Raw genomic sequence first — 11,387 nt, 5'->3', positions numbered from 1 at the left:
GTCACCTACTTCATCGCCCTGCTCTTCATCGCGGTCTGCATCGCGCCCGTCCTCTACATCGTCGTCGGCGGCTTCCGCACCAACTCGCAGATCACCACCAGCCCCGCCGGACTTCCCCACCCCTGGGTCACCGGCAACTACCTCGGCGTCCTGAAGTCCAACAGGTTCTGGGGCGAGTTCGCCAACTCCGTCGTCGTCGCCCTCGCCAGCACGGTCGGCATCGTCGTCCTGGGCCTCATGGTGAGCTTCGTCATCGCCCGCTACGACTTCAAGCTCAAAGGCGCGATGTACTCGCTGTTCGCCGCGGGGCTGATGTTCCCGATGGTCATCGCGATCACCCCGCTCTACATCGTCGTCAAGGACCGGCCTTCTCCTCGCAATACTCCACCGACACCGCGAAAGTCCTCGCCTTCACGTCCCTGGCGATGCTCCCCGCGCTGATATTCTTCGCGATCTTCGAGAAACGCATCGTCGGCGGCCTCACCGGCGCCGTCAAGGGCTGAACGCCCGCCCCCGAGGGGCTGCCGGACCGCCCGGCCCTGCCGGCACCCGGCGGGGCCGGGCGCCGTGATTCTCAGTCGACGAGCCGCGGGAACAGGCCCATTCCCTTGGTCACGGTTGCCCCTTCGGGCAGTTTTCCCCACTCGCCGGCATTCTGGATCCGCTGCTGGGCAAGGGGCCCCAGGTGCTCCTCCGCGCCGAGGGACTCCCACACCTTCTGCGAGGATCCGGGCATGACGGGGTTGAGGAGAACCGCGATCGCGCGCAGCGACTCGGCCGAGGTGTAGAGGATCGTGGCGAGCCGGGCGCGGCCTTCGGCGGACTCGTCCTTGGCCACCTTCCAGGGCTCCTGCTCCGTGATGTAGCCGTTGACGTGCTTGATGAAGCCGAAGACGGTCAGGATGCCGCCCTGGAAGTCGAGCTCGTCGCCGATCTTCCGATCGGCCTCGGCCACGGTCTTCTCCAGCACGGCCCTGAGGGCCTCCTCCGCGGCGCCCTCGCCCGTGGCCCCGGGCAGCGCCCCGTCGAAGTACTTGCCGACCATGGCCGTCACCCGTGAGGCCAGGTTGCCGTAGTCGTTGGCGAGTTCGCTGGTGTAGCGGACGGAGAAGTCCTCCCAGGAGAAGGCGCCGTCCTGTCCGAACGCGATCGCACGAAGGAAGTACCAGCGGTAGGCGTCGACTCCGAAGTGGGCGGTCAGGTCCTGCGGCTTGATGCCCGTCAGGTTGGACTTGGACATCTTCTCGCCACCGACCATCAGCCAGCCGTTGGCCACGACGCGGCCGGGCAGGGGCAGGCCCTGCGCCATGAGCATGGCGGGCCAGATGATCGCGTGGAACCGGAGGATGTCCTTGCCCACCAGATGCACGTCGGCGGGGAAGGTCCGCTCGAACTTGTCCTGGTCGGAGCCGTAGCCGGCCGCGGTCGCGTAGTTCAGCAGGGCGTCGATCCAGACGTAGATGACGTGCCGGTCGTCCCAGGGGACCTTGACGCCCCAGTCGAAGGTGGACCGGGAGACCGACAGGTCCTGCAGGCCGTGGCGGACGAAGTTCACGACCTCGTTGCGCGCGGACTCGGGCTGCACGAACCCCGGGTTGGCCTCGTAGAACTCCAGCAGCTTCGGCCCGTACTCACTCAACCGGAAGAAGTAGTTCTCCTCCTCGAGGATCTCCACCGGCCTCTTGTGGACGGGGCACAGCTTCTCCCCGTTCTCCCCGTCGAGGAGCTCGCCGGGGACCTTGTACTCCTCGCAGCCCACGCAGTACGGACCGGTGTACCCGCCCTTGTAGATCTCGCCCTTGTCGTACAGGTCCTGGACGAACTCCTGGACACGGGCCGTGTGCCGGGCTTCCGTGGTGCGGATGAAGTCGTCGTTGGCGATGTCGAGGTGTTCCCACAGCGGCTTCCACTCGCTCTCCACGAGACGGTCGCACCACTCCTGCGGGCCGACGCCGTTCGCCTGCGCAGTACGCATCACCTTCTGGCCGTGCTCGTCCGTGCCCGTGAGATACCACGTGTCCTCGCCCCGTTGCCGGTGCCACCGGGTGAGCACGTCACCCGCGACCGTCGTGTAGGCGTGCCCCAGGTGCGGGGCGTCGTTGACGTAATAGATCGGGGTGGACACGTAGTACGACTTGGGAGCGTGCGTTTCGGCCATGGGCAGAGCCTAGTCGAGTCGCACTTCGTGATCTGACGGCCCGGCAGGCAGGCGGGGGAGCGGGCCCACGGCTGCACGGTCAGCACCCGACGACGTCGAGCCGTCAGTCCTTCGGTGGCGCCGTGCTCTCCCGTACGGTGAGGGTCGTCGCGATCTCCAGCCCGGTCTGGGGCGCCTGCTCACCCCGGCCGAGGGTCAGTGCGAGTTCGGTCGCCGCGATGGCCATCTCGGTCAGCGGCTGGTGGACGGTGGTCAACGGCGGGTTCACCCAGGACACCGCCGGCAGGTCGTCGAAACCGACCACGCTCACGTCGTCGGGGATGCGCAGGCCGGCCTCCAGCGCGGCCTGGTAGACCCCGAGCGCCAGGAGGTCGTTCGCAGCGAAGATCGCGGTGGGGCGGTCGGGCCGGGACAACAGGTCCCGCGCCGCGGCGTAGCCGTCCTCCCGGGTGAGCTTGGCGTGGACGACGAGGTCCGGATCGGCCGGCAGGCCGGCGGCCTGCAGCGCCGAGCGGTAGCCGTCCAGCCGGGCAGCGCAGCACAGCACGTCCTGCGGCCCGCTGATCATCGCGATGCGGCGATGGCCCAGCTCGGTCAGGTGGCGGGTAGCGGTCCGGCCGCCGGACCAGTTCGTGGCGCCGACGAAGGGGACGTCGTCCGGCAGTTCACGGGTCGGATCGAAGACGACGAACGGAATGCCCTTCGCCTGGAGCTGCTCGCGCTCGGCCTCGGAGAGCTGTGCCACCGACAGAACGCAGTTCGGGCGCCGGGCCACGGTGTCGTCCCAGGCCGGGGCGGGTGAGTCGTGCAGGCCGAAGCTCGAGACCATCAGCCCCACGCGGTGCTTGCGGGCCGCCCGCTCCACGCCCCGGATGATCTCCACGGCCCACATGCTCTCCAGCTCGCGGAACACCAACTCCACCACGTTGTTGCGATTGGCCCCCGAAAGCTTGCGGTAGCCGTACCGGTCGATCAGCTCCTCGACGCGGGCACGGGTGCCGGGCGACACCCCCGACTTGCCGTTGAGCACCTTCGAGACGGTCGGAACCGACACGCCCGCCGACTCGGCGATGTACGCGATCGTCACCGGCCGGGAGGAGTCACCCCCGGGGCGTCCGCCACCATCCGCCAGTTCTTCCCCTGCGTCGTCAGCCAAAGCCGTCTTCCGATCCTTCGCGTCCTCGCCGCCCCCCATGGCCGGCCGAGCGACCGGCAGCCCTGCCCGGCGTGTACGGCACCTTCGCGGTTGCCGTGCAGCCGGACCGGGTACCGACCCGCATCATATTAGCTCTCTCTGCCTGCGAGCGACGAAACTTTCCTGCGGCAGCCCGACGCGGCCCGCCCTTCGGGGGGCGGGCCGCATAGGGCTCAGCCCGTGACGGCGGGGGGTGCGGCGAGGCGGAAGGCGGCCAGCCGGAAGTCCCCGTGCAAGGTGAGGTGCAGGTCGTGCACGCCGTCGAGCGGCGCGGGGAACTCCTGGGTGACGGTCGTCCACGTGTAGCGGCTGCCGGTGACCGGTACGGGGAGGGCCGCGAGGAGGCGTCCGTCGGCCCTGAGTTCCAGGAGGGCCTTTCCCGGCCCGGTGTCCGCGCGCGCGACCTCGGCTTCCAGGCGGATCGCGGAGGTCAGTTCGGCGGAGCGGAAGAGAACGGTGGCGGGACGTGTGGGGTCCGTGGGGGTGGTCGCGTCGCCGGTGGTGCGGGTGGCGTCGACGAGTGTGAGGTTCTCGTAGTCGTCGAAGTCGCAGGCCCTGGTGCGGTGGCCGACGACCGCCCGTGGTCCGGGGGCGGTCCCGGCGACGGTGAGGGGCGCGGTGAGGACGACGTTCCCGGCGGACCGGGCGACGAGGACCTCGTACGTGCCCGGGTCGGTGGTGAAGGCTCCGGTGGTGACGTCCCAGTGGGCGAGCTGTTCGGCGGTCAGCCGGAAGGCGACTTCCCGGCTCTCGCCCGGGGCGAGCCGGACCTTGGCGAAGTCGGCGAGCCGCAGCCGGGGTGCCTCGTAGCGGGCGTCCGTCGCGCGGACGTAGAGCTGGACGACTTCGCTTCCGGGGCGGGCGCCGGTGCCGGTGAGGGTGACCGAGATGTCGACCGTGCCCTCGGGGCCGATGGACGCTGCGGAAAGGCGCAGGTCGTGGTGGGTGAACTCGGTGTAGGACAGGCCGTGGCCGAAGGGGTAGAGGGGTGGGGTGCGGTGGTACTGGTAGGTCCAGCCGGCTTTGACGATGTCGTAGTCGAGAGGGTGGGGGAGTTCGTCGTCGCCCCGGTACCAGGTCTGGGGCAGGCGCCCGGAGGGGTCGGTTTCGCCGAGCAGGACGGCGGCCAGCCCGTGGCCGGCCTCCTGTCCCGCGTGTGAGGTCCACAGCACGGCGGGCAGGTGCGTGTCGGCCCAGTCCAGGGCGTAGGGGTAGCTGCTCATGACGACCAGTGCGGTCTCGGGGCGTACGGCGGCGACCGCCCGCAGCAGGTCCTGCTGACCTTCGGGCAGTGCGGTGGTCGCCCGGTCCTGGGTCTCGCGGCCGCCGATCAGGGGGTGGTTGCCGAGGACGACGACGGCGACGTCGGCGCTCCGGGCGGCGGCCCGTGCTTCGTCGGTGCCGTCGCGGAGCAGTTCGCGGTGGAGGCTTTCGGCGGCCTGCGGGGTCCCGGCCGTCATCCTCACCACGCCGTCGGCGGGGTCGACGGCGGCGTAGCGGCCGGTGAGGACGTTGCGCAGCAGCACGGCGTCGGGGCCGCCGGCCGGGTCGGGCTCCAGCTGGAACGTCTCGTGGATGAACCAGGACTTGAGCTGTCGCTGGTCGGCTTCCAGACGGCCGTCGTCCTTGACGCTCAGGTAGCGGCCGGTGCCGGCGTCGCGCAGGGTCAGTGCGCCTTCGCCCCAGTCGGCGATGTCGAAGGCGGTGTTGCCGAGCAGTTCGCCGGTGGTGCGCGAGCGCAGGGCGACGCGGTCGCAGCCCTCGACGCGGATCACGTGTCCGCCCTGGACGGCGAGTGCGTCTTCCAGCCCTGCGGCAGCGGTGACCTGGTACGGCAGGGTGCCGCTGTACCAGTCCTCGCACAGGGTGTCGGCGAGCGGACCGATGACGGCGACGCGCGGTGCGCGTGCCGCGTCGAGGGGCAGCAGCCCGTCGTTCTTGAGCAGCACCACGGATTCCGTGGCGGCGCGCCGGGCGAGCTCGCGGTGCTCGGGGCAGTCGACGACCTCCGGGCCCACGGCGGCGTACGGATCGAGGTGCGGGTCGAACTCGCCGAGCCGGAAACGCAGTTCGAGTTGCCGCCGTACGGCGCGATCGACGTCGTCCTCGTCGATCAGGGATCGCTCGACTCCCTGGCGCAGCCAGCCGGTGACGGTGGCGCTGTCCTGCTCGTGGTCGGTGAAGCTGTCGATGCCTGCCTTGAGGGCCGCGGCGTAGGCCTGGGGGTGGTCGTCGAAGTAGTGCTCGGGGTCGACGAGGTTGCAGGGCGCTTCGGCGTCGCTGACCACGAACAGCTCGTGGCCGGTGGGGGCGGCCCAGTCGCGCAGTTCGTCCTCGATGAGCGGGCTGACGTGGCACGGGCGGCCGTTGACCAGGTTGTAGGCGGCCATGGCACCGGTTGCCGTACCGGAGGCGACGACGGGCCGGAACGCGGCCAGGTCGTATTCGTGCAGCACGCGCGGGCGCAGCCCGGAGGAGGTGGTGCAGCGGTCGTCCTCGTTGTTGTAGGCGAGGAAGTGCTTGAGGACGGGGGCCGCGCGCAGGTAGCGCGGGTGGTCGCCGGCCAGGCCCTTGCAGTAGGCGGTGCCGAGCCGTGCGGTGTGCACGGGGTCTTCGGAGTAGCCCTCCTCGTTGCGGCCCCAGCGCGGGTCCCGCAGCAGGTTCACCACCGGGGCCCAGGCCTGAAGGCTGCTGGGGCCCGGTCCGGAGGCGGGCGGGCGGTGGTGGTGGAACGCGCGCAGCTCGACCGAGACGGCCTCGGCGACCCGGTGCACCAGTTCCGCGTCCCAGGTCGCGCCCAGCCCCACCGCCTGCGGGAAGACGGTCGCCGCGCCCAGCCAGGCCACGCCGTGCAGGGCCTCGGTCCCGGTGCGGAAGGCAGCGACGCCCAGCCGCGGCACCGCGGGAGCGAACTGGTGCAGCATCGCGAGCTTCTCGTCGAGGGTGAGTCGTTCGAGCAGGTCACCGACGCGCGTCCGCAGCGGCAGTGCCGGATCCCGGAACGGAAAGTTTTCGACAGCGGGGAGGGACGTTGGACTCACGCAGCTGACCCCTAGCAAGTGGGACGGAACAGAAGGCGAAGCGCATCGACGCTGCCACGGGCCCTTCCGGGCTGTCAACGAAAGTAGCAAAGGATTTCTGCTTTCGTTTCTCCTCTTGTCTGACGGGAGAACGGTCGATACGGTCGCCGCCAATCGTCTAAGCGCTTCGACGCTTCACAGGGGAAGGGCCGCCTCCACATGAGCAGTCAGCTGAATCGCAGAAGCTTCGTCACCGCAGCCGCGTCGGTCGCGGGAGCCGCCGTGATGGCGCCCTTGCTGTCCGCCTGCGGAGACGGCTCACATCAGAAGACCGGCACGAACACCAAGACGGGTCTGAAGGCGGCGCTGCCGGCCTACGTCCCCAGCACGCCGGTGAAGCCGGACATCCCGTCCGTGTCGGGCGGCGGCAACGGGGCGGCGACCGACCCCGGGTTCCTGCGCTACCCCGCCGACCAGGTCGCGACGGTCTCCGGTGTGCCGGGCAAGGGGGGCAGCTACACCGCGGTCACTCCCCTGTGGGGGACCGTCCCCACGCCGGGCAACTCCTTCTACACGGCAATGAACAAGGCCCTCGGAGTGGACCTCACCATCAAGCCGGCCGACGGCAACAACTACAACACCATCGTCCCCACCATGACCGCCGCCAGGCGCCTGCCCGACTGGATCCAGCTGCCGGGCTGGTGGAACAACAACTTCAACACCGGCGAACTGGCCGGCACCCAGATCGCGGACCTCACCCCGTACCTGTCCGGCGACAAGATCAAGAAGTACCCGAACCTCGCCGCCCTGCCCACCGGCGCCTGGCAGACCTGCGCGTGGGGCGACAAGATCTACGGAATCCCCTGCTACTCCACCAACTTCCCGCTCGCCGGCGCCATCTTCCACCGCCGGGACGTCCTGGAGGCCAAGGGGATCACCGCAGGCCAGGTCAGGTCCGCCGACGACATGTGGAGCCTGGGCAAGGAGCTGACCGACGCCAAGCGCGGCGTGTGGGCCTTCGACGACGTGTGGACCTACCTGTCCCTCTTCTGGGGCGTGCCGGACAGGTGGAAGCTGGAGGACGGCAAACTGGTCCACAAGTACGAGATGCCGGAGTTCATGGAGGCCATGGACTGGCACTACCGCCTGGCCAAGTCCGGCTTCATGCACCCGGACGCCCTGGCGGGGAACAACGCCAACGCCAACACCCGGTTCTACTCGGGGAAGACGCTGATCGGCGGCGGGGGCCTCGGCGCGTGGAACCTCGCCGACTACCAGGCGGGCACCGCCGCGGACAAGAACTACCGCCGCGGCTCCTTCGACGTCTTCGCCGCCGACGGCAAGAGCACCCCGAGCATCTTCCTGGGTCCCTCCACCAGCATGATCAGCTACCTCAACAAGCGCCTGAAGCCGGCCCAGATCGAGGAACTGCTGTCGGTGGCCAACTACCTGGCGGCGCCCTACGGTTCACGCGAATACACCATGGTCAACTTCGGTGTCGAGGGCGTTCACTACACGTTGGAGAACGGCGTACCGACGGCGACCAAGGACGGCCAGAAGTTCGTCCAGGCGACCACGTACCCCTTCCTTGCCTCGCCGACCTCCGTGACCAGCAACCAGGGTGCCGATGTCGTCACCAAGGACTACACCGGCTGGGCGGCGGCGAACGTGAAGTACGGGTACAAGCCGCTGTTCTGGGGTCTGAATCTCAGCATGCCGCAGTCGATGGCCCAGGCCGCGGCCGCGCAGTCCGTCGAGGACACCATGAAGGACTGCTACCACGGCAAGAGGAAGGTCTCGGACGTCCAGGCCGCCATCTCCAGCTGGAAGGCGAGCAGCGGCGACCGCCTGAAGCGCTGGATGACCGAGAACGTCCTGGACAAGGTCGGGACCGGCCAGTGAGCGTCCAGCAGTCGCAGGACGCGGGCCGACCGGTGCGGCTGACCTGGCGGATGAAGGTGCGGCGGGACAGGACGCTGCTCCTGATGACCGTCCCCTCGATCGCCCTGCTGCTGGTCTTCAACTACGCGCCGCTGTTCGGCCTGGTCACCGCGTTCCAGGACTACGACCCCCTGGTCGGGGTCTGGCACAGCCAGTGGGTGGGCGTCGACCAGTTCCGCCAGCTGTTCCACGACCCGCAGTTCTGGGCCTCGCTGAAGAACACGATCTACCTCAGCTTCGTCCAGCTGATCCTGTTCTTCCCGATCCCCATCGCCCTGGCGCTGCTGCTGAACTCAGTGCTCAGCGTGCGGGTGCGGAACTTCATCCAGTCCGTGGTCTACCTGCCGCACTTCTTCTCCTGGGTGCTCACGATCACCATCTTCCAGCAGATGCTCGGCGGCGCGGGCCTGCTCAACCAGTACCTGCGCTCGCACGACATGAGCACCTGGGACATCATGACCAACCCGCACACCTTCGCGTTGCTGATCACCGGCCAGGCGGTGTGGAAGGAAGCGGGCTGGGGCATCATCGTCTTCCTGGCCGCGCTGACCGCGATCAACACCGAGCTGTACGAGGCCGCCGCCGCGGACGGTGCGGGCCGCCGGCGGCGGATGTGGCACATCACCCTGCCCGGCATGCGCGGAGTGATCGTGCTGATGCTGGTCCTGCGGCTGGGCAACGCCCTGTCGGTCGGCTTCGAGCAGTTCCTGATCCAGCGCGACGCGGTCGGCCACTCGTCGGCGGACGTACTGGACACCTTCTCCTTCTACTACGGCATCACCACCAACAACTACAGCTACGGCGCCGCGGCCGGGCTCTTCAAGAGCGTGATCTCGCTGCTGCTCATCTGGGGTGCCAACAAACTGGCGCATGCCTTCGGCGAGGACGGGTTGTACCGGAAATGACCGACACACTGACCCTTACCCGCGGAGCAGAAGCAGCCGGTGCGCGGACACGGGCCGGCCGAGGCAGGGCCGGAGCCGAGCGCCCGCCGTGGCAGGAGCCGCCCACCGTGGTCGGGCAGGCCGCCAAGGGGCTGACGCTCGTCGGGGTGCTGGCGGCGGTGCTGGTCCCGATCTGGATCATCGTGGTGACCAGCTTCTCCACGCCGGGCGCCGTCAACCGGGCCGGCGGCCTGGTGATCTGGCCGGACGGCCTGACCGTGGAGCCGTACCGGGAGATGCTGGCGGACCCGACGGTCCGGACCTCGCTGCTGGTGAGCCTGGGCGTCACCCTGGTGGGCACCGTGCTGTCGATGGCCGTGTCGATCATGTGCGCCTACGGCCTGTCACGGCCGCGTTCGTTCGGGCACCGCTTCCTGCTGGTGCTGCTGATCGTCACGATGTTCGTCAACGGGGGTCTGATCCCGACGTTCCTGGTCGTGACCGACCTCGGCGGCTACGGCAAGTACTGGGCCCTGATCCTGCCCAGCGCGGTCTCCGTGTTCAACATCCTGGTGCTGCGCTCCTTCTACTCCGAGACCTCCGGCGAACTGATCGACGCGGCACGCATCGACGGAGCCGGCGACTGGCGGATCCTGGTGTCCGTCGTCCTGCCGACCTCCCGTGCCGTGACCGCCGTGGTCGCGCTGTTCTACGCCGTGGGCTACTGGAACTCGTTCTTCAACGTGATGCTCTACATGCCCACCGACAGCCAGAAGTGGCCGCTGCAGTACGTCCTGCTGACGTACGTCAACCGCGGCGTCGGTCTGCCGGGTTCGGTGAACTCCGGCTTCGGCTCCGCACATGCGCAGACCGCCCCGCTGTCGCTCCAGATGGCGGTCGTGGTGCTGACCCTGGTGCCGCTCCTGCTCGTCTACCCGTTCGTGCAGAAGCACTTCCGCACCGGCGTGCTGACCGGCGCGATCAAGGGCTGACCCGCTCGGCCGGCGCACGCAGCAGACCGGGAGCGGCTCCCGTCCACCACTCCCCGCACCACGCGGGGGCCGCTCTCACCCGACGACGAGGAAGGAAGCAGGACGCCACGATGGTGACCATCGCCGACGTAGCCAGACATGCCGGTGTGTCCACCAGCACCGTCAGCTACGTCTTCAGTGGCAAGCGCACGATATCCGCCGCGACCCGGCGCCGTGTCGAGAGCTCCGTCATCGAACTCGGCTACCACCCCAACGCCGGCGCCAGAGCGCTGGCCGGACGCCGCTCGCACGTCCTGGCCCTGGTCGTGCCGCTGCGTTCCGACGTCTACGTCCCGGTCATGCTGGAGATCGCCATCTCCGTCACCGTCGAGGCCCGCCGACACGGCTACGACACCCTGCTGATCACCAACGACGAAGGCCCCGGGGGCGTGCGCCGGGTCGCCGCCAGCGGACTGGCCGACGGGGTGATCCTCATGGACGTCCAACTCGACGACGAACGCATCCCCCTCATCCGCGGCCAGCGCACCCAGGCCGCCCTGATCGGCCTGCCCGACGACCCCAGCGGCCTTTCCTGCGTCGACCACGACTTCGCCACCGCCGGTGCACTGTGCGCGGACCACCTCGCCGACCTCGGCCACCGCGAGATCGCCTTCATCGGCTACGGCCCGGGAACCTACCGGCGCCACGCCGCCTACGCCGAACGCACCCTGGCCGGATTCCGCGAACGAGCCGCACAACGCGGCCTGCGCTTCCTGCACCGCCCCTGCGAGGGCACCTACGAGAGCACGGCCGGGGCCTTCACCCGCATCCTCGGCGACCGGCCCGGCACCACCGCCTTCGTCGTGCAGAACGAGGCCGCGATCGGCCCCCTGCTCAGCCTGCTGCGGTCCAGCGGACGCACCGTCCCCGAGGACACCTCCGTCCTCGTCCTGTGCCCGGCACACGTGGCCGAACAGTACGTGCCGACCCTCACCGCCGTGACCGGCCCGGCCAGGGAACTCGGACAGGTGGCCGTCGAACAGCTCATGCGCCGGATCACCGCGGCCGAACGCGGAGAACAAGCGCCCGACGAACGCGTCCTGCTGACACCGACCCTGGCCCTGGGCCAGAGCACCGGCCCCGCGCCGCGCTAGTGCTGTGACCGGGCCGAACCCGGTCCACCGCACCCGCGCGGTGCCGATCGAGCACGCCGGGCGC

At 69.4% G+C, this 11,387-nt stretch carries 7 protein-coding genes and 1 pseudogene; 5 read left to right on the top strand and 3 right to left on the bottom strand.

Features of this window, described 5'->3' with window-relative positions; genetic code table 11:
* Window positions 1-441: pseudogene (locus IH54_RS40490) on the top strand (hypothetical protein); the annotation flags it as partial.
* 133 nt (window positions 442-574) lie between these two features.
* Here IH54_RS40490 and metG read toward each other — a convergent pair.
* The 3 genes from metG to IH54_RS0131190 form a co-directional block, all read right to left on the bottom strand.
* Complete coding sequence (metG, locus tag IH54_RS0131200; protein ID WP_031523329.1) at window positions 575-2,158, bottom strand: methionine--tRNA ligase; 1,584 nt, start codon at window positions 2,156-2,158, stop codon at window positions 575-577.
* Window positions 2,159-2,261: 103 nt separating this feature from the next.
* The gene (locus IH54_RS0131195) at window positions 2,262-3,245 is read right to left on the bottom strand and encodes a LacI family DNA-binding transcriptional regulator (protein ID WP_031523327.1); all 984 of its coding nucleotides are present in this window, start codon (window positions 3,243-3,245) and stop codon (window positions 2,262-2,264) included.
* A gap of 281 nt (window positions 3,246-3,526) precedes the next feature.
* The gene (locus IH54_RS0131190; RefSeq protein WP_052398069.1) at window positions 3,527-6,394 is read right to left on the bottom strand and encodes a glycoside hydrolase family 3 protein; all 2,868 of its coding nucleotides are present in this window, start codon (window positions 6,392-6,394) and stop codon (window positions 3,527-3,529) included.
* 198 nt (window positions 6,395-6,592) lie between these two features.
* On the opposite strand from IH54_RS0131190, the gene IH54_RS0131185 reads away from it, so the two are divergent.
* The 4 genes from IH54_RS0131185 to IH54_RS0131170 all read left to right on the top strand — a co-directional run bounded on the left by IH54_RS0131185 (window position 6,593) and on the right by IH54_RS0131170 (window position 11,323).
* Window positions 6,593-8,275, top strand: a complete 1,683-nt coding sequence (locus IH54_RS0131185) for an ABC transporter substrate-binding protein (RefSeq protein WP_031523323.1) — start codon at window positions 6,593-6,595, stop codon at window positions 8,273-8,275.
* On the top strand, window positions 8,272-9,219 hold the full coding sequence (locus IH54_RS0131180; protein ID WP_234344090.1) for an ABC transporter permease: 948 nt from the start codon (window positions 8,272-8,274) through the stop codon (window positions 9,217-9,219). The genes IH54_RS0131185 and IH54_RS0131180 overlap by 4 nt, the downstream gene beginning before the upstream one ends.
* The gene (locus tag IH54_RS0131175) at window positions 9,216-10,190 is read left to right on the top strand and encodes a carbohydrate ABC transporter permease (protein WP_031523319.1); all 975 of its coding nucleotides are present in this window, start codon (window positions 9,216-9,218) and stop codon (window positions 10,188-10,190) included. Before IH54_RS0131180 ends, IH54_RS0131175 begins: the two co-directional genes overlap by 4 nt.
* 110 nt (window positions 10,191-10,300) lie before the next feature.
* Window positions 10,301-11,323 carry a LacI family DNA-binding transcriptional regulator gene (locus tag IH54_RS0131170; protein WP_031523317.1) on the top strand — a complete coding sequence of 341 codons (1,023 nt, stop codon included), beginning with the start codon at window positions 10,301-10,303 and terminating at the stop codon, window positions 11,321-11,323.
* The last annotated feature ends 64 nt before the right edge of the window (window positions 11,324-11,387 follow it).

This window comes from Streptomyces sp. NRRL F-5123 (assembly GCF_000721495.1).
Taxonomy (GTDB): Bacteria; Actinomycetota; Actinomycetes; order Streptomycetales; family Streptomycetaceae; genus Actinacidiphila.
Note: the sequence above shows the minus strand (reverse complement) of the source record. Positions and strands in the feature narration are given on the sequence as shown.